The 17,999-nt window shown below is 47.3% G+C and carries 16 protein-coding genes and 4 tRNA genes; 7 read left to right on the top strand and 13 right to left on the bottom strand.

The annotated features are described in order from the left end of the window. Window positions 1-51: 51 nt before the first annotated feature. Complete coding sequence (locus M1L52_RS00260; RefSeq protein WP_248612836.1) at window positions 52-762, top strand: transposase; 711 nt, start codon at window positions 52-54, stop codon at window positions 760-762. A gap of 148 nt (window positions 763-910) precedes the next feature. Here M1L52_RS00260 and M1L52_RS00255 read toward each other — a convergent pair whose 3' ends face one another. Both M1L52_RS00255 and M1L52_RS00250 read right to left on the bottom strand, forming a co-directional pair. After that, a complete protein-coding gene (locus M1L52_RS00255) occupies window positions 911-1,390 on the bottom strand; it encodes a dihydrofolate reductase (protein ID WP_248612835.1) in 480 nt (159 codons plus the stop codon). A 64-nt stretch (window positions 1,391-1,454) separates the two neighbouring features. Continuing rightward, entirely contained in the window at window positions 1,455-2,960 is a 1,506-nt protein-coding gene (locus M1L52_RS00250; protein WP_248612834.1) for an SLC13 family permease, read from the bottom strand. A gap of 180 nt (window positions 2,961-3,140) precedes the next feature. On the opposite strand from M1L52_RS00250, the gene M1L52_RS00245 reads away from it, so the two are divergent. The 6 genes from M1L52_RS00245 to M1L52_RS00220 all read left to right on the top strand — a co-directional run bounded on the left by M1L52_RS00245 (window position 3,141) and on the right by M1L52_RS00220 (window position 11,401). Further along, on the top strand, window positions 3,141-3,887 hold the full coding sequence (locus M1L52_RS00245) for a heavy-metal-associated domain-containing protein (protein ID WP_248612833.1): 747 nt from the start codon (window positions 3,141-3,143) through the stop codon (window positions 3,885-3,887). A 52-nt stretch (window positions 3,888-3,939) separates the two neighbouring features. Further along, on the top strand, window positions 3,940-6,732 hold the full coding sequence (locus tag M1L52_RS00240) for a TonB-dependent receptor (protein ID WP_248612832.1): 2,793 nt from the start codon (window positions 3,940-3,942) through the stop codon (window positions 6,730-6,732). A gap of 24 nt (window positions 6,733-6,756) precedes the next feature. Further along, window positions 6,757-8,010, top strand: coding sequence for a DUF4876 domain-containing protein (locus tag M1L52_RS00235; protein WP_248612831.1), 1,254 nt, complete (start codon window positions 6,757-6,759; stop codon window positions 8,008-8,010). Window positions 8,011-8,040: 30 nt separating this feature from the next. Next, complete coding sequence (locus tag M1L52_RS00230; protein WP_248612830.1) at window positions 8,041-9,579, top strand: DUF6850 family outer membrane beta-barrel protein; 1,539 nt, start codon at window positions 8,041-8,043, stop codon at window positions 9,577-9,579. A gap of 77 nt (window positions 9,580-9,656) precedes the next feature. Continuing rightward, window positions 9,657-10,067, top strand: a complete 411-nt coding sequence (locus M1L52_RS00225) for an FMN-binding protein (RefSeq protein ID WP_248612829.1) — start codon at window positions 9,657-9,659, stop codon at window positions 10,065-10,067. Between the two features lie 8 nt (window positions 10,068-10,075). Beyond that, window positions 10,076-11,401: a clostripain-related cysteine peptidase gene (locus M1L52_RS00220; RefSeq protein WP_248612828.1), complete on the top strand. Its 1,326-nt coding sequence runs from the start codon at window positions 10,076-10,078 to the stop codon at window positions 11,399-11,401. A gap of 51 nt (window positions 11,402-11,452) precedes the next feature. Here the strand turns inward: M1L52_RS00220 and gldE are convergent, their stop codons facing one another. The 11 genes from gldE to M1L52_RS00165 all read right to left on the bottom strand — a co-directional run bounded on the left by gldE (window position 11,453) and on the right by M1L52_RS00165 (window position 17,997). Next, a complete protein-coding gene (gene gldE, locus M1L52_RS00215) occupies window positions 11,453-12,775 on the bottom strand; it encodes a gliding motility-associated protein GldE (RefSeq protein ID WP_248612827.1) in 1,323 nt (440 codons plus the stop codon). Window positions 12,776-12,779: 4 nt separating this feature from the next. Beyond that, complete coding sequence (locus tag M1L52_RS00210) at window positions 12,780-13,124, bottom strand: single-stranded DNA-binding protein (RefSeq protein ID WP_248612826.1); 345 nt, start codon at window positions 13,122-13,124, stop codon at window positions 12,780-12,782. A gap of 33 nt (window positions 13,125-13,157) precedes the next feature. Continuing rightward, window positions 13,158-13,709, bottom strand: coding sequence for a hypothetical protein (locus tag M1L52_RS00205; RefSeq protein ID WP_248612825.1), 552 nt, complete (start codon window positions 13,707-13,709; stop codon window positions 13,158-13,160). 102 nt (window positions 13,710-13,811) lie between these two features. After that, window positions 13,812-13,884 (bottom strand) — tRNA-Gly (locus M1L52_RS00200). A 16-nt stretch (window positions 13,885-13,900) separates the two neighbouring features. Next, a tRNA-Leu gene (locus M1L52_RS00195) sits at window positions 13,901-13,984 on the bottom strand. A gap of 33 nt (window positions 13,985-14,017) precedes the next feature. Then, a tRNA-Leu gene (locus M1L52_RS00190) sits at window positions 14,018-14,099 on the bottom strand. 45 nt (window positions 14,100-14,144) lie between these two features. Next, window positions 14,145-14,220 (bottom strand) — tRNA-Gly (locus M1L52_RS00185). 169 nt (window positions 14,221-14,389) lie between these two features. Beyond that, window positions 14,390-15,538 carry a carboxynorspermidine decarboxylase gene (nspC, locus tag M1L52_RS00180; RefSeq protein WP_248612824.1) on the bottom strand — a complete coding sequence of 383 codons (1,149 nt, stop codon included), beginning with the start codon at window positions 15,536-15,538 and terminating at the stop codon, window positions 14,390-14,392. A gap of 10 nt (window positions 15,539-15,548) precedes the next feature. Next, window positions 15,549-16,220: a YggS family pyridoxal phosphate-dependent enzyme gene (locus tag M1L52_RS00175; RefSeq protein ID WP_248612823.1), complete on the bottom strand. Its 672-nt coding sequence runs from the start codon at window positions 16,218-16,220 to the stop codon at window positions 15,549-15,551. A gap of 27 nt (window positions 16,221-16,247) precedes the next feature. Beyond that, window positions 16,248-16,727, bottom strand: a complete 480-nt coding sequence (locus M1L52_RS00170) for a DUF4494 domain-containing protein (RefSeq protein WP_248612822.1) — start codon at window positions 16,725-16,727, stop codon at window positions 16,248-16,250. Between the two features lie 22 nt (window positions 16,728-16,749). Continuing rightward, window positions 16,750-17,997, bottom strand: a complete 1,248-nt coding sequence (locus tag M1L52_RS00165) for a protein kinase domain-containing protein (protein WP_248612821.1) — start codon at window positions 17,995-17,997, stop codon at window positions 16,750-16,752. Window positions 17,998-17,999 lie beyond the last annotated feature (2 nt).

Raw genomic sequence — 17,999 nt, 5'->3', positions numbered from 1 at the left:
TAGAAGAAAAGGCATATCGAGTGGTCTAAAAGACAGGAAAAGAAACCCTCCATGAAGCGTCGTTGCGATGAGCACGACTATACCCAGCGAGGCATCTACATGATAACGATGGCCACTGAAGGCCGGTTGCCGTTATTCGGCACATTAGAAGGTGACCCCATGGTCACAAGCGGAGATAATAAACCACACATCATCTTGTCTCCATTAGGAGAGAAAGTGAAAGCCTGCTGGTTAGACATTCCTGCTCATTATCCAAATGTGTCAGTCATCAAGCTTTGCGTCATGCCTGACCATATCCATGGAGTGCTCTTTGTCAGGGAAAACATGCCTCACCACCTGGGCACCATCATCAATGGTTTCAAGAGCGGCACAAGGAAGGCAGCACGAGAGCTGGGCATCATCATGCCTCCAGTGTCATCCTCTGTCCAGCCTTCCCCCTCCGTCCAGCACACTGAGGCATTGTCTCAGTTAACCAAACAGCCTCTTGTGTCTCAGTCAACTAAACACCCTGTCACTGGTGTTCTTTGGGAGTCAGGTTATAACGACCGCATCCTGCTGCAAGAAGGCCAACTGCAGCGCATGTTGGATTACCTTGATGACAACCCCAGGCGGCTCCTGTTGAAACGCGCAAGCCCTCAATACTTCAAGCCTTTGGGCAAACTAACTGTAGCAGGTATTTCTCTCCATGTGTCAGCCCTGGCGAAAGACAGATTGCTACAGCCATTTTGGAAGCGAAACTTCCCCTTATCGTCCTGCTCTTGAAAGGCTTCCCTCCTTTCTTTAAGCCACAGCCCCGCTATCTCATGGCTTGTGCTGAAGGTCGTCTGCTCATGCTAACTGATTCGTAAAAACGCACTAAGCGGCGTATCCGATTGGGTACGCCGCTTAATATGTTGGATTTTTAACTGAGCTATTTTTCGTAGTCAACGAAGGAATAGGCATGGGCATGACGTTCGTCGGCAGGATGGTCTTCGCGAGCCACCTCGTGCCAGTCGGAGTAGTCGGGAAAGAACGTGTCGGCCTCGGTTGGCGTGTCATCGATCTCTGTAAGACAGAGACGGTCGGCCACGCCGAGCAACTCTTTGTAGAGGCTTGCACCACCTATTATATAGATGTCCTCATCGGCTGAACATGTGGCGATGAACTCATCCCATGAAGCGAAGCATTCACAGCCAGGGAGACTGTGGATGCTTCGTGTTAGTACACAGTTGCGGCGATTGGGTAGGGCACCCTTAGGCAGACTCTCGAAAGTGCGTCGGCCCATAACTATGGTGTGACCTGTGGTCAGCTGCTTGAAACGTTTAAGGTCGTTTGGCAGCCAATAGATGAGCTTGTTCTCGAAACCGATAGCCCTGTTGCGCGCTACCGCTGCAATCATGTTTACCTTCATTGTCAATAATTTAAGAATAAGAGAATTTGTGGATTCTTAAATGTAACTACGAATTGTTTTCCCATTAAATCACATGCAGTGTTCCCATGAAATAGAGCATGGCGTAGCCTACAATCATTGAGACGATACCTACGATGATGCCAATCTTTGCCATGTCGTTCTGGTGAACAAGGTTTGTTGAGAATGCCAGGGCGTTTGGAGGTGTTGACACGGGAAGAATCATTGCGCTTGAAGCTGCAACAGCCACACCGATGAGTATGGTAGGAGTGCCGCCGATAGGAGCAAGCTTGTCGCCCATTGCGGTGCAGACAACTGCGAGGATAGGCATGAGCAGGGCTGCTGTAGCTGAGTTGGAAATGAAGTTGCTGAGCAGGTAGCAGATGACACCTGAGATAAGCATGATGGCTATTGGAGAGAAGTCACCAAATGGGATGCTCTTAACGGCAAGCTCAGCCAGTCCTGAAGAGTTAAGACCATAGCCGAGTGCGAAGCCGCCAGCCACCATCCAGATTACGGACCAGTTAATTTCCTCAAGGTCATACTTGGTGATGATGCCTGTCATTGCGAACACAACGAATGGAATCATGGCAACGGTATAGGAGTTTATTCCAGTCCACTTCTCACATACCCAAAGGGCGACAGTAACAAGGAATGTCACGATGACGATATATGTCTGTGCGTTCTTCTTCATACCACCCTCAATCTCAAGCTCAACAGTCTTCTGTGAGAATGGGAAGAGTGTGCGCAGGAGCCACCATCCGAAGAAAATGAGAACAATCACCAGAGGTACCATGAACATCATCCACTGGCCGAAGCCCAGTCCGAGGTTCAGACCCTCAGGGTCGTTAAGATACTTGATGGCGATAGCGTTTGGAGGTGTGCCGATAGGTGTACCCATACCGCCGAGGTTGGCAGCAACAGGTATGCTCAGCGCCAAGGCGATGCGTCCCTTTCCTTCTGGAGGAAGCTGCTTGAACACTGGCGTAAGGAACGTCAGCATCATAGCTGCTGTGGCAGTGTTAGAAACGAACATTGAGAAGAATGCTGTGATGAGCAGGAAGCCCAAAAGCACATTCTCACTGCGATTGCCGAAGGGTTTCAGCAGAACTTTTGCCAACTGTGCGTCAAGACCTGTCTTCGTTGCAGCAATAGCGAGCACGAAACCACCGATGAAGAGCATAATGACTGGGTCGGCGAAACAGCTCATAATACCCTTGAAGCTAAGCAGTGTGCCAACTTCCTCTGGATCGCACATGAAAGAGATACCACTGTTCGATGTGAACAAAAGCATCATCACAATAATTGCCACCGATGTTGCCCATGAGGAAACAACCTCTAAGACCCACATCAAAGTGGCAAAAGCAAAGATTGCAATGATGCGCTGCTGAACGACGTTAAGGCCGTCAATGCCAAAGGACTCCGTGGGGAGATTCCACAACAACAGCGTAACGAACAATACGAACAAAGCCTTGATAGCTTTTAGTTGAACCGCTCCTGGTCTGTATTTCTTCTCATGGCGCAGCTTGTGATAAGCCTCGACGAGATGAAAACCTGTAAAACTTTTAAACATGATGAGTTTTTAATTATTAATACTTTTATTCTGAATACTATTTCTAGTTAAGATTTAGTTTTCGGCGTGCAAAGGTACAATTTTTTTCGTTATTAAACCTAAACAAACCTGTTTTTTGTTGTTGCATGTTGTTTTTTATTTGTACCTTTGCCTCCATATATATAAATAACGTGGATAGCTATGAAGAAATCTTTGTTTTTTTTCGCAGCATTGATGCTGTTCCAGTCGGCAATGGCTGCAACATCAGATACGCTTACAGTAAGGATTAAAGGCATGCGCTGTGAGGAGTGTGCACACAAGGTAGGCACTGTGTTGAAGAAGGTTAATGGGTTTGAGACCGTCAGCTTTGATCTTGAGAAACGCACGGCAACGATAGCCTATGACAGGTCGAAGACCTGTGCCGATACGCTTAAAGGACGTCTGGACGCTACAGGACGCTATAAGACTGCTCCGTATAGCAAGACAGAGGTTATTCGCCGTGGAATAGGTCTGCAGATGGCTGATATGCACTGCCAGAACTGTGCTAACCGTATAACGAAGCGTATAGGACAGATTGACGGTGTTGACAGTATAGCTCCCCATTTAGATAAACACTATGTGTTCTTCCGCTATGATGCCAACAAAACATCGAAAGGCGAGATATGCAAGACGTTGTCTGAGCTGGGTTTCACTCCAGTGAGCTATTATACAAGCAAGAACATAAGCTTTGCTTATTTCAATATTCCAGCAAATCTGGCTACTGAGGAGACTGCCGAGGTAGCACTTGCTCTCGATGGCGTGGATGATGCTAATGTTAACAAGCGCAATAAGTCGCTCGCCATCACTTTTGTGAACACAGAGACATCTGTAGAGAAACTTCAGCAGGAACTGAAAGAAGCAGGCATAGAGGCAACCATTCCTGCTCCACATGAGTGCAAAGAGAAGTGATATTTTTTTGAGTTAAGAATCAGAAGTTAGAAATTTGTCAGTAGTGAATTATATGAAGAAACTTCTATTCGTATTATCGATATTTAGTATGTTCGTTGCTTCGGCGAGTGCACAGAAAGGTGGTCACTCGCTGAACATCTCTGTTGTTGAGAAAGGAACGAACGAGCCTGTGGTGATGGCTACAGTCCAGTTGCAACCAGCTGGCTCGCTGACAGTTACCGATATGGATGGTAAGGCTGTCATAAAGAATGTACCTGACGGTGACTATACGCTTCAGATAACCTATGTGGGCTTTGAACAGATAAACACAAGGATTAAGGTGAGCAAGGACTTGCAGTTGAAGTACTTCATGGTGCCTACATCGCTGTCGCTGAAAGAGGTGCAGGTTGTGGCACGCCAAAAAGAGTCGGGCGCATCGACGGCAAGTGTCGTGGGCAGACAGGCTATTGACCACCTGCAGGCGACATCGTTGGCAGACATCATGCAGCTCTTGCCAGGACACCTAATGGGTAATCATGACCTTACACAGCAGGCGACCCTTCAGCTGCGTACTCTCGTGAACAACAATACTTCGGCCTTCGGCTCAAGCATAGTCGTTGACGGTATGCCTATTTCGAACAATGGCGTGATGACGGAAGGAAATTTTTCTTCCACATCATTCACAGGAACGGACCTGCGCCAGATAGCTGCTGACGATATAGACGAAGTAGAGGTGATACGTGGTATTCCATCAGCTGAATATGGCGACCTGACGAGCGGACTTGTCGTGGTACACTCGAAAGTGGGCGTGACACCATATCAATTTAAGGCAAAGGTGAACCCTGGCTTGCAGAACTATTCTTTGGGAAAAGGCTTTAATCTGGGTAAGGTAGGCATTATCAACGCCAGCGTGGATTATGCTAAAGCTTGGGGCGACCCACGCATGAAGACACGTTCGTTTGACAGATACAACGTGAATCTCGCCTATGGAAAGGATATTAACCGCAAGTGGCATACAGACACGAAGGTGCGCTTCTCGCAGATGAAGGACTGGACAGGTCAGGACCCAGACGCACAGCAGGATGGAACAGAGTCGAAGAATACCAATATGAGTATCGGACTGACTCACAACGGACGCTTGCAGATGGACCTGCCACTTATGCGATCGCTGAAATATACCATAGGCCTGAACTACACCGTAACTGATAATAGAAACACGTCTTTTGTAGGAAACTCATCTGGACGTACGGATATTATTACTGCTATGGAGACGGGCTATAATAATGTAAGCTATATTAATGGCTCCTATCGTGCAACAGGTATCACAGAGAGCCGTCCTGGCAACGTGTTTGTGAAGGTGGTCGATGACTTCTTCTTCCGTAAGGGAAAGACTGTGCAGAAGTTTAAGATTGGTGCTGACTATCACTATGACTGGAACAACGCTGAGGGCTACTACAACGAAGACGAGACACGTCCGTATCATCCTAATGACGGAACACGTCCTCGTGCCTTCCATGATATTCCAGGACTGCACCAGATAGCTGCCTTTGCTGAAGACCAGTTCACATATAATATTAATAAAGTGAATCGTCTGCGCTTAGGCGCTGGTCTGCGCTTCACGGCTATGCAGCCATTTGCAGATGTAGCTACTACGGCGCTATCGCCACGATTGAACGCTGCTTTCTCTGTAACAAAATGGCTTGACGTGCGTGCTGGCATAGGCATGAACTCAAAGACACCAGGCCTGAACTATCTCTATCCTGACAAGAAGTATGATGACCGTGCTACAGCTGTATATATATCGCAGTCGGCTCCAGAGACAAACATCGTGAACTATTACACCCATGTCTATGATGTGGAGTATTCAAAGAACCTGAAGAATGCCACGACGACAAAGGTTGAGCTGGGACTGGACATAAAACTGCCTGGCAATCGCAAGCTGAGCATTCTGGCTTATCGCGACAAGACACCTAACGGCTTTGGGGCATTGACAGAATATATGACCTATCCTGTCAATATCTATTACGACAACAGTAATCCTAAGAATACCAGCGGACTTGACTTCACACAGCAGCCCACGGCAGTCAACGTGAACAGTCCTCTGCGTCAGGATGTGCTGTTCATGACAAAGGGACTCATAGGTAACACTAACACCACGGTGAACAAAGGCATTGAGTTCGATATGGATCTTGGTGAGCTGAAGCCGATTTACACTAACTTCTATTTTAGCGGAGCGTGGAGCGAGACAAGGACATGGAGCACAGACATGGATTCTCAGACACCTAATGGTGTGCCAACCTCTTATTCGCATGGACTTGGACTCACACCATTTAAGATTGTGTATGCGTCAGGTACTGACTATGATCGCTATCGTCGTTTCGTTACCACACTGCGTGCCGTGACTCATATTCCAGCCCTGAAGATGGTGGCATCGTTTACTGCACAGGCTATATGGCATAACTCTACATGGAACTATACAGAAGGCAAGATGCCTATCGGCTGGTATGACCGCGACGTGGTTTACCATGAGATTACAGAGGATATGTATGGTGGATATTTAGGTATGGATGCTAAGTACTATGCCACAGATCCTAAACTGAGTACCGACCCCGCTGTACAGCAGGAGTCAATGGCTATAAGCAAGATGGAACGTAAGAGTAACGACAACGAACCCTCGAAGACTCCTGTTACATGGAACACGTCTGTTAGACTGACAAAGGAACTGGGTAAGGTGGGTGGCTTGTCGTTCTATGTGAACAATGCTCTCTTCTATGAGCCATACCTTGAGGGCAATAAAACAACAACTCTCACACAGCGCAACACTGGCACATTCTCCTTTGGAGCTGAGCTGTACTTGAATCTGTGATGACATAATTTAAAGCATAATACAATGAGAAAAACAATATATTGCCTGCTGTCTCTGACAGCGATGCTTTCTGCCTGTGTGGACTATGAAGATGCAACGAAGCCTCTTCAGCAGACTACAGTGCGACTCGTTAAGCCAGAACTGTTTACAGACAATAGCAATCTGGGTAACAGAACGATAACGCTGAAAGCTGACAATAAGACGTTGACAGCACAGACCGATGCCAATGGTGTGGCAAGCATAAGCGAGCTGACACCTGACGTATATACCATCTCCACAGCATGGTCTATAACAAGTAGCGAGTATTCCGCAATAACAGGTGGTAAGGGACAGGCACTGAGCAGTGCCCACGACCTTACTGTGTCAGGTAGTCTTGCTAAACAGGAGATTTTCGCTGAGCAAACCGTTGATATACAACTGAGTGTCTCTGAGGATCAGGATATCGTGATAAGCAAGATATACTATGCTACATCGAAGGACGAAAACAACAAGATTTATAGGGCTGGCCAGTATCTTGAACTGTTCAACCAGTCAGACGATTCTGTAGATGTGGCAGGACTGTATATAGGACTTGTGGAGGCAGAAGGTATTCAGGCATATACGCTTGAGAATCTGCACGAACAGTATGCTGATTCTGTGGTACTGCTGAAGCAGATATTCCGAATACCAAAGGACACCATCTGTAAGATGGCTCCTGGTGGCACTCTGCTGATAGTGAATAGCGCCATTGACCACACGAAGAACAATGCCCCAATGGAGCATGACTTGACAGGAGCTGACTTCGAAGCAAAGGATACGAGCAAGAATCCGTTGACCAACAACCCTGAAGTGCCTGCACTGGATCTAATATACAGCTATTATTCAACAATCTCAAACATGAATCTGCTTACCAATGGACTTTGTGGCGTAGTGCTGTTCCAGACTGATGAGGATGTGACAAGCTGGGAAAAAACATACAAATATCCTAACACGGCTACTTCAGGCACACAGTGGGTGCTTCTGCCAAAGAGATATATCCTTGATGGCGTGGAGTGTTTGTCGAATAGGGCTGATACAGGTCCTGACATCAGCAAGAAACGTCTCTATCCTGAAATTGATGCAAGTTGCACACATATCGTGGCAACGACAGGCTATACGGGTGAGGTGGTCTATCGCAAGACTTCTGACAAGAAAAGTGCTGGCGGACATAAGCTGTTGGTAGATACCAATAACTCTGCCAACGATTTCAATGTGTCGAAAACTATCAGTCCTCGTGAATATGACGAAGTGGAGGAATAAACGCTCAGTAGATTATTAAAGAATACGATTATGAGAAAAACAATTATACTATTGTCGTTCTTTAGCTTCCTGATGGCCAATGCCCAAGAGGCTGACTATCGCTATGCTGATGCCACACAGATGTGGAGACTGAGCAATAATGCAGCAGGACTGTCACTCGATATTGACAACGCTGTTGACTCGTCTCACTATAACAGGGGATATGCACTTTTCAACCTGCAACATCAGGAAGGTAGCTATCATCGTGTGCAGGAAGGGAACAGTAAGAACTCTCTCGGCTTTCAGGCAGAACGCTACCAGAGAATAGGCAGATCGCTCGTAGGCTATGGCCGATTCGATTTTGGCATGGACCACACGAAGGAAAAAGCTTGGTGTGACGTGATGCGTCCCTATGACTCTAATCCATATATGTCTGCAAGCAGCGTCTATGGCACCTATGACACACAGACGTTTGACTTCACTGGAGCCTTAGGCACAGTAGGCCTGGGCAACTGGCGAGTTGGAGCAAAACTGGACTATAAGGTGGCAGACCTGAGCCGTCTGCGCGATCCGCGCTCGCGTTCGCAGCTGCTTGACTATAAGATAACTCCTGCTGTTACATATACGTCTGATGCCCACACACTCGGACTGTCGGCATCATATAACCGCAGGAAGGAGAAGATAGCAAACATACAGACTGTGCAGAACGATCCTAACCTTTCTTATTACCTGCTCTCTGGCATGGAGAATGCATCGGGTAGCGTTGGAGCGTATAAGGGATTCGAACGCGAGTGGGTGGATCATCGCTTTGGTGGTGAACTGACCTATGCTTTCCGTTCAGGGCGTCAGCATACTATGGTGTCGCTTATGATGGAGAGGGGAGAGGAGTTCGTGTATGGACAGTATAAGTACGAGCCAGGCAGATATACCTCGTTTGTCTATGGTGGCAATATACGTAGCCGTTTAACGACAGGCAATATATTGCATGAGATAGATTTGGGCTGTCAATACGCTCAGGGTTATGCCGACGAATACCGTCAGAAGCTGGTGCAGACGAAAGACCAGCAGACAGGACTGACATCATATAGCTATGAGACACAGCTCACGTATAAGAAGCGCTATCAGGTGGAGACGCTGAATGCAGAACTGCGCTATCGTGCTCATTTTACGGAGGACAAGAAAGATAACGCATACGCAGGTTTCCACATCCAGATGGACAAGTCAAGGAACAAGCACCTGTTGCCCGTCTCGTCACTCAAGCATCGCGGTACAACCATTATGGCAGAAGGTGGCATGAATATTGCGAAAAACCTTTGGGTTGACGCTGTGGCTGGCGGACATATCTCGAATGAGGCAGCGCTGTCGCTTGATGACGCTACGACAGACTATGCTGTAGGAGTGCTGATACCTGATATGCAATACTACGACGCAAACTACTGGCGTGGTCGCCTGCAGATCACCTATGAGTTCCCTCTAACCATAAAAGGACAGCTGTCGCGCTTCTTTGTTCGTGCCTATGGCGACTATCTGAAAACGAACAACAGCCTTGACGCAAAGTGCTTCGGACTGAGCATAGGCATCTTCAATTGAGTGCTTCGTGAAAGACTATATTAAACTTTTCGCGAAAGTAGTAATCTAAATGAATGTATAGAAACAAATAAAAGAATATGAATAAGACAAAGATTGTAAGCATGATGAGCGGCGCTGTGCTGCTTCTCTTGGCAGCAACTCTCCAGAGTGCTGCACCACAGAAGGACAATGTTATGACTAAGGAAGACGGCATGTATGTCGTCAACACCACTACACTGGGCAAGAACGTTATAGGCTATGTTAGCGCTACGCCAGTGAAAATCTATATCAAGAAGGATAAGATTGTGAAGGTTGAGGCTCTGAAAAACGAAGAGACTCCTAAGTACATGGCACGTGTGAAGAAAAACCTCCTGAATAAATGGGACGGCATGAAGGTTAAGGATGCACAGAAGATGGAGGTTGACGGCGTGACAGGAGCCACGTTCACTTCAGATGCTATAAAGGAAAACATAAAGTTAGGTCTCGACTACTACAAGAAGCATAAGTAAAAGCCGGCATGAGAACACTGTTCTGCCTAATAGCGATAGCAGCACTATTGTCGTCGTGTTCAGACGACGATCCTGTTCAGCCTGTGGTACATCAGTACGATCGTACCGTTCTCGTCTATATGTCTGGCGAGAACAATCTCACTTCTTACATAAAAATAGGGCTGGAAGGACTAAGGGCAGGATCGGCAAATATAGGAAACAATGCACTTGTGGTGTATGTCGATGATGCGAACAAGAATCGTAATCCATATATCATAAGGATAGAGAACGGAGAGACCAAGGATTCTTTTGCCTTGCCAAACGATCCTCTCTCCTCTGATCCTTCTGCATTCAGAGATGTGCTTAACTACACCTCTACACATTTCCCTGCTAACGATTACGGTCTCGTGCTGTGGGGCCATGCTACTGGATGGCTGTTTGAAGACTCCGTTGCAGTTTCCTCATCAAGACCGTTCAGGGCGTTTGGTGGCGACAATGGACAGAACACCAGTTCTATAAGGGGACTGGTGTGGATGAATATGCCAACGATGGCTCAGACATTGACACAATGGGGTAAGCCACTGAAGTTCATATTGGCTGACTGTTGCCAGTTCCAATGTGTAGAGGTGGCCTATGAGTTGCGCAACTGTGTTGACTACATTATAGCTTCTCCAGCAGAAATCCCAGGAGTAGGCTGCCCTTACTCAACGGTTACGAAGCATTTCTTCTCACATTCAGCAGATTTCTATAAGGATATAGTTGACAGATATTATGAACAGGTTATCCCAGCGTATTATAGGAAGAACTGGGGCTTTAGTATAACCTATGATTCGCGTACGCCGCTGTCGGTTGTCAAGACATCAGAACTCGAATCATTAGCATCTGCTACTTCATACGCGCTGAAGTCTATGGACACCATGCGTTATGAGAAACTGCCTGTCCTTTATAAGGAAAAGCTTATCTACTATTACGGAAACGTAGATGATATTAAAGAGAGTTGTATGTATGACATGAACGATGTCATGCTTCATTATGCTGACAGCGCTACCTATGACTCTTGGAAGAAGGCCTTTGACAAGGCTGTCGTATATAAGGTTAATGCTAAGGAGGGTTGGATGACAGCCCAACAGATATTACCGTATGTCTTTGGCAAAACGAGTAACGATGAAAAGACAACTCAGGTGTTGACTGACGAACGTTATGGCGGCGTGAGCATGTTCGTTCCGCAAAAGTCTTCAGGTACGTGGTATTTCCCATATACGAACATCAATGGCAACAGTATGAATGGTTACAATGCTGACATAAAAAAGACAGCATGGTATCATGCTGTCAAGCTTTCCGATTTGGATTGGTAGATATATCAAGCTTGGGTTGGTAGATATATCAAGCTTGGGTTGGCAGATATATCAAGTGTTGTGTATAATCACCTTTATCTTTGATATTCTGTGCTCATCGATCTCTACCATCTCAAACGTGTAGTTCTCGTATTCCAGCGTCTCATGCAGGCTGGGGAAGTCGCCTTTCAACTCAAGCATTAGTCCGGCGAGTGTGTCGGCATCTCCCTGCACTTCCTCAAATGTCTCGTCGTTGATGTCCAGAATGCGATAGAAGTCAGCCAGCAATGTCTTTCCTTCAAACACATAAGTGTTGGCATTCATGCGTACGAATGTCTTCTCTTCTTCATCGTACTCATCGTTTATCTCACCAACAATCTCCTCAAGGATATCCTCCAGAGTGACAATTCCGCTTGTGCCTCCGAACTCATCTACAACAATAGCTATGTGGACCTTGTTCTTCTGGAAGTCACGTAGCAGGTCGTCAATCTTTTTCGTCTCAGGAACAAAGTAGGGAGGACGGATGAGTGACTGCCATCTGAATGCTGCTGGCTTGTTCAGATGCGGCAGCAGGTCTTTGATGTAGAGTATTCCACGTATGTTGTCTATTGAGCCCTGATAGACAGGTATTCTTGAATAGTTGTTCTCAACGATGCATTTCAGCACGTCAGGGAACGATGAGCGGAAGTCTAGTGCTACCACGTCCTGACGGCTTGTCATCACCTCTTTAGCGGTCTCATCGCCGAATCTTACTATGCCTTCAAGCATATTCTTCTCTTCTTTCAGCTCGTCTTCGTCTGTAAGCTCCAGCGCCTGCTCCAGCTCGTCAACACTAAGCACACGGTTCTCTTTTACTGTCACCTTCTCTGCAATGGCACCTGTACTGATGAGTATGTTCGCAAGCGGACGGAACAGCTTGCTAAGACCGAGTATCACTCCTGCAAAGGTACGGCATACGGCTAATGCGTGCTGACCGCAATAAACCTTGGGCATAATCTCTCCAAACAGTAAGAGCAGGAATGTCAGCAACACCGTTATTATCAGAAACTCCAGCCAAACGGCATTGCCGAAATATATGATGTGTGAGAAGAAATAGTTACAGAGCATGATGATGGTCACATTCACCAGGTTGTTTGATATCAAGATGGTGGCGAGTGTGCGCTCTGAGTCTTCTCGAAGTTGTTTTATTTTCGCGTCAACAGGATTTTTTTCCTCGTCAAGCTCATTCAGATCGTTAGGTGTGAGTGAGAAAAATGCTATCTCTGAACCTGAGGCGAAGCCCGATGCTATCAGCAGAACGGCAGCAAGAACTATTGCCATTATGGCGCCAAGTGTTGGCTCTTCTAATCTTACTTCGCTAAACAGTTGTTGAAAATATAGAAAATAGTCGTCCATTTATCTATTCCGATTGTTCTTTCTTAGGTGTAAGCATCTCCATGTTGTCAGCCCATATCTCAGTATAGTACTGGCGCTTACCCTGCTTGTCGTCGTATGAGGCGTAGTGTATGCGTCCCTCTATATACAGCTTGTCTCCTTTATGAACATACATGTTTACTATCTCTGCCAACTTTCCCCACATGATAATGTTGTGCCATTCAGTTCTGTCTGGCACCTGTGTTCCGTTCTGCAGAGTATAGCCTCGCTCTGTGGTGGCAAGCGTTATGCGCGCAACAGCCTGTCCCTGATCCACATATCTTACTTCTGGATCACGTCCCACGTTGCCTATGAGCATAGCTTTGTTCATTGTGTTATAGAGGATTTTATTGTTAATAGAGGTTTATTTCACCATGTCCTTGGCCAACCCCATGTAGCGGAACTTGAAGTTCTTTCCTTTTGATGATGGGAACTGGCTGCGGTCGTCAACGCGTTGGCGCAGATGTTCAACAATTTTGTTGTAGCAGTCAATACCTGATTCTGCCTTCACCATTGCCACGAAATGAGTGTCGCGATACTGGAACTTGCCTGTTCCTGGCACCATCTGCACGCGCTTGAAATCTATTGAACCCTCATACCAGCCTGGACGCACCTCGTTGAGGCGCATTACTGCAGGGGCTGCTGTGCGCTCTTTCTCTACGTTGTTGCTTCTCACGGCTTTCTTCTCTTTGAAGTCGAGCATAGTAGCAGCGTCAGTCTTGATGACTATGAAGTACACGCGTGGGCGAATCTTGTAGCGCTTTGGGAAGAATACATCGCTTGCAGCATACTCACGTATGTCGGCTTCAAGCTCTGGGGTTATGACAATCTCTCCAATGCTGTTCAAGAAATTGATAGCTTCGTCAACATTGTTGACAAGAACCTCTTTATCAAAATATCTTAAGTATAAATTCATTTTTTTAGTACAATAGAGCTCTAATAAAAAAATAAGTGCTCAATGTCCAATGCCATGCTCTCACTGAAAGCACCTTGCATTAAGCATTAAGCATCTTTCGAGAGCGGAAAACGGGACTCGGACCCGCGACCCCAACCTTGGCAAGGTTGTGCTCTACCAACTGAGCTATTTCCGCAATTAACATCTTCATGTGAAGAGGAGGAGACTCGAACTCCCACGTCGCAATTGACACTACCCCCTCAAAGTAGCGCGTCTACCAATTCCGCCACCTCTCCAGCATGATAGTTAATCATGATTTTAAAAAAGAGTGCCCAGAACAGGACTCGAACCTGCACGCCTCGCGGCACACGCACCTGAAACGTGCGCGTCTACCAATTCCGCCACCTGGGCATTTTACGATAGAGCCTTTGCTCTAACGCTCTTTGTTTCAAAATGTGGAGCGGAAAACGGGACTCGGACCCGCGACCCCAACCTTGGCAAGGTTGTGCTCTACCAACTGAGCTATTTCCGCATTTTTAACCCCTTACGGAGGCATCTCTCTCGATTGCGGATGCAAAGGTACGACTTTTTTCTGAACCGCCAAAACTTTTTCTTGCTTTTTTGCAAAAAAAGTTATTTTTGCTAAGGCAATATGTGTTTCTGAATGTCGTATATCTTCGTTTCGGGATTGTTATGATTGTTCAGTCCATTCTGTCGCGATAGTCCTCGTATCTGTACTCTCGCAGTATTTCCAGCGTGCCGTCTTCGTGGAGCATTGCTATTGAGGGGTGGGTTATGCCGTTGAACATTGTGGTCTTCACCGTGGTGTAGTGAATCATGTCTTCGAAGATGATCTCTTCGCCAACCTGTAGCTCGTGGTCGAACTGCCATGATGACATGAAGTCGCCTGAGAGACAGCTGTTACCGCCCAAGCGATAGACGAAAGAAGGTGAGAGGTGAGAGGTGAGAGGTGAGAGGTGAGAGGTTTCTTCCACATGTTCTGCTCCCCTTACTTCTGGATAGTATGGCATTTCGAGACAGTCGGGCATGTGGCATGTGAAGCTCACGTCGAGTATTGCCGTCTTGATGCCTTTGTCTTCCACAATGTCAACTACATGGCTCACCAATGGTCCTGTCTGCCATGCGAAGGCGCTTCCAGGCTCGAGGATTATCTTCAGCCATGGGTATCGATTGTGCAGTCCCTGAAGTATTGCTATCAGTTTCTCTACGTCGTAGTCCTTGCGTGTCATGAGGTGTCCTCCGCCGAGGTTCAGCCATTTCAGTTGTGGGAACCAGCGTGAGAACTTCTCTTCTATGTGTACTAATGAGCGCTCCAGAACGTCTGAGCCGCTTTCGCAATGACAATGGCAGTGGAATCCCTCTATGTCGCTGGGTAGCTTCTCTGGTAGCTTGTCATCAGAGATGCCGAAGCGTGTTCCTGGTGCACAGGGGTTATAGAGCAGCGTCTCCACCTCTGAATATTCTGGGTTTACGCGCAGTCCTATTGAGCACTTTCCTGCCACTCGGTTGTGGTAGCGCTCATACTGCGACAGAGAGTTGAATGTCAGGTGACTGGAGCAGTCGGCTATGCAGTCAATCTCGTCGTCAGTATATGCAGGAGAGTAGGTGTGGGCCTTTGAGCCGAACTGCTCATAGGCGAGTCGGGCCTCTGATAGCGAGCTTGCCGTGGTGCTGTTGATATACTCGCGGAAGATGGGGAATGTTTTCCACAGGGCAAACGCCTTGAATGCCAGTATTATCTCCACGTCGGCACGCTGTGCCACGCTTGCTATCAACTGCAGGTTCTTGCGCAGTTTTTTCTCCTCTATAATATATATAGGTGTTGACATCTGTATGGAATTAATATACTCTTGGTCCGAAGATCATCGTTCCTATGCGTACCATCGTTGAATGGTTTCTTACAGCTATCTGATAGTCGTCGCTCATGCCCCATGAACGCTCGCAGAAGTTGTCATCGTCTGCAAAGAACTCTGCCTTTACCTCGTCGAAGAAGCTGGCAGCCTGTTGGAACTCGCTGGCTATCTGCTGTTCATCGTCGGTGTTCGATGCCATCATCATCAGTCCGCATATCTGCACGTTCTTCATCTCGCGCCATTCTCCTTCGGCAAGCAGCTGTCGGCAGTCGTCGAGCGTCAGTCCGTATTTCGTTGCTTCCTCGGCAATGTGCAGTTCCAACAGCACTTTTACTGTCCTGTCGGCCTTTGCTGCTTGTTTCTGTATCTCACGCAGCAGTTTTATGGAATCTACAGCCTCGATCATGGTGATATAGGGTACGATGTACTTCACCTTGTTTGTCTGCAGATGTCCAATGAAGTGCCACTCTATGTCCTTTGGCAGCTCTTCGTGCTTCTGGCGCAGCTCCTGCTCGTGGCTCTCACCAAACACTCGCTGTCCCTCTTCATAGGCAGCCGTGATGAACTCAGCAGGATGATACTTGCTGATAGCCACCAGTCTCACTCCCTCAGGCAGTGAGCTTAGCACCTTGTGAAGATTATCTTTTACAGGAAACATGCTTTCGCTCTCCTTTCTGAATGTTTTTTATCCTTCGAACTCTGGTTTCGCGTCTTCTCCCTTCTTCTTGTACTCGAAGACGTCGAGAAGTGTGGTCTCGGCTACTGATGCTATGACGTAGTCAATCATTGTGCCACCCATCACCTCGTCGATGTTCTTCACCGCACCGTTCAGCGTGCCAGCCTGTACCAGGTAGTTTACTGATGAGCGCTTCTCCTTCTCTGTCTTCTCGTCGATGGTGATGAACTGCAGCTTTGCCTTGTACCAGCGGTCTGCCATCTCCTCGTCGCTGAAGAATATCTCTTTGTAGGCAGCTTTCTTTATGTCGGCCACTTCAAACTCTCCGCTGATATAGCTTGACATCTCTTCCATGATGCGCTGCTCTGCTTCCGTAAAGCTCAGTGCGTCAACGGTATATGTCTCTGTCACTTTCTTCTGCATGCCGTCTTCCATAGTCTTCTCGTACTTTATGCGGCACTCAAACCAATTTGCTGTTCTGCTTCTCATTGTTATAATATTTTAGTTGTTTTTACTTCTTGTCCTCAACCTGGAAATTATATTTTCTCAGTTTCTTCTGCTTCTCTATGTAGAGCTGGTTAAGCACTTCAGTAGAGATTCGTCCAGCTCGGTCGTCGGATATTCCCGCTTGCTCTGCCAGCTCTGTCTGCAACTGCATCAGTTCGTCGCGCATGGCATTGTTGCTTGTCATGAACTCTTTCTCGCTGTCGCTCATCTTTGAGTCGTTGAGCACCTTCGACAGAATCTTGTCGGCCTCCTTGGTAAACTGCTTGCGGAATATGTCCTCTGCCTTCTTCATGTAGTCGTCGAGTGTGCGCTTCTCCTCTTCTGTTATCGAGTCCACCAGCGACGTGTCATTCAGCATTTCCTGCTCTGGGTCGAAGCCGCCCTGGTCTAAAAGGCTCTCTTCCTGCTCTTTTGGTGCAGGCTCAACAAACTCTATATTCTCTGCCTTTGGCATCAGCTCGAAGTACAGGCCTATGCAGACCACAACTATTGCCAATGCTGCAATTAGCGAGAAGAATGAGCGTTTCTTGTTCTTCTCCGTGTTAAGACTGTTGTGCATCGCTTCGATGCTTTTGAACCTGCGCTTTGCAGTCTCTTGTGTGGCAGTGCCTACAATCTTCTTGTATTCATAGGGCATCGAACCCTGGTTGAACATCCATTCCACGAGTTTGCCCAGCGAGTAGATGTCGCTCTGCTCTGTCATCTCGCCTCCGTCTCTCAGCTCAGGAGCAAGATAGTCCTCATATCCGCCGAACAGCTCTTTAGCCTCGATAATCCTTGAGAAACTTGAGCCGTGGAGCAGCAGCATTGCCGTCTCGTCACCCTTGCGGATGAGGATGTTCTCTGGAGCTAGGCAGAGGGCATATATCTGTTTGGCATGCATCTCTTCGAGCAGGTCCATAAGTCCTTCCACCACACTGTCTATGAAACGTGCCTTTGCCACGATGGCAGGATTGTCGTTGACTACATGTGCCAGAGTCTGATAGGTTCCTGTCTCCAGCTCAATCGTGTATTTGTCGCCATTCTGCTTCAGCTCTCCATGCAACTGTTGCTTTGCCTTCAGCGTCATGCAGGCGTTGAGGTCGGTCTTCAGGGCTTCCACAAACCCCAGTCGCGAGGTTAGCTCTGGCTTCAGCGTCATCACACTATGGTATTTCTTGTCCACCTGTTGGCGATCAATTCTTCCATAGGGTGTCAGTCCGTTCTTGCTGTTTACGGCAGCGTTTGAGTTGACTATTTCTTCGTATGTCATCT

It is taken from the genome of Prevotella sp. E13-27, assembly GCF_023217965.1.
In the GTDB taxonomy this organism is placed as follows: Bacteria; Bacteroidota; Bacteroidia; order Bacteroidales; family Bacteroidaceae; genus Prevotella.
Note: the sequence above shows the minus strand (reverse complement) of the source record. Positions and strands in the feature narration are given on the sequence as shown.

What these genes read in the sequence shown, in the direction of transcription:
- M1L52_RS00245 (WP_248612833.1), top strand. Translation starts at nt 3,141, where the DNA reads ATGAAGAAATCTTTGTTTTTTTTCGCAGCATTGATGCTGTTCCAGTCG.
- M1L52_RS00260 (WP_248612836.1), top strand. Translation starts at nt 52, where the DNA reads ATGAAGCGTCGTTGCGATGAGCACGACTATACCCAGCGAGGCATCTAC.
- M1L52_RS00230 (WP_248612830.1), top strand. Translation starts at nt 8,041, where the DNA reads ATGAGAAAAACAATTATACTATTGTCGTTCTTTAGCTTCCTGATGGCC.
- nspC (WP_248612824.1), bottom strand. Translation starts at nt 15,538, where the DNA reads ATGTCAACACCTATATATATTATAGAGGAGAAAAAACTGCGCAAGAAC.
- gldE (WP_248612827.1), bottom strand. Translation starts at nt 12,775, where the DNA reads ATGGACGACTATTTTCTATATTTTCAACAACTGTTTAGCGAAGTAAGA.
- M1L52_RS00250 (WP_248612834.1), bottom strand. Translation starts at nt 2,960, where the DNA reads ATGTTTAAAAGTTTTACAGGTTTTCATCTCGTCGAGGCTTATCACAAG.
- M1L52_RS00235 (WP_248612831.1), top strand. Translation starts at nt 6,757, where the DNA reads ATGAGAAAAACAATATATTGCCTGCTGTCTCTGACAGCGATGCTTTCT.
- M1L52_RS00165 (WP_248612821.1), bottom strand. Translation starts at nt 17,997, where the DNA reads ATGACATACGAAGAAATAGTCAACTCAAACGCTGCCGTAAACAGCAAG.
- M1L52_RS00255 (WP_248612835.1), bottom strand. Translation starts at nt 1,390, where the DNA reads ATGAAGGTAAACATGATTGCAGCGGTAGCGCGCAACAGGGCTATCGGT.
- M1L52_RS00175 (WP_248612823.1), bottom strand. Translation starts at nt 16,220, where the DNA reads ATGTTTCCTGTAAAAGATAATCTTCACAAGGTGCTAAGCTCACTGCCT.
- M1L52_RS00210 (WP_248612826.1), bottom strand. Translation starts at nt 13,124, where the DNA reads ATGAACAAAGCTATGCTCATAGGCAACGTGGGACGTGATCCAGAAGTA.
- M1L52_RS00170 (WP_248612822.1), bottom strand. Translation starts at nt 16,727, where the DNA reads ATGAGAAGCAGAACAGCAAATTGGTTTGAGTGCCGCATAAAGTACGAG.
- M1L52_RS00220 (WP_248612828.1), top strand. Translation starts at nt 10,076, where the DNA reads ATGAGAACACTGTTCTGCCTAATAGCGATAGCAGCACTATTGTCGTCG.
- M1L52_RS00205 (WP_248612825.1), bottom strand. Translation starts at nt 13,709, where the DNA reads ATGAATTTATACTTAAGATATTTTGATAAAGAGGTTCTTGTCAACAAT.
- M1L52_RS00225 (WP_248612829.1), top strand. Translation starts at nt 9,657, where the DNA reads ATGAATAAGACAAAGATTGTAAGCATGATGAGCGGCGCTGTGCTGCTT.
- M1L52_RS00240 (WP_248612832.1), top strand. Translation starts at nt 3,940, where the DNA reads ATGAAGAAACTTCTATTCGTATTATCGATATTTAGTATGTTCGTTGCT.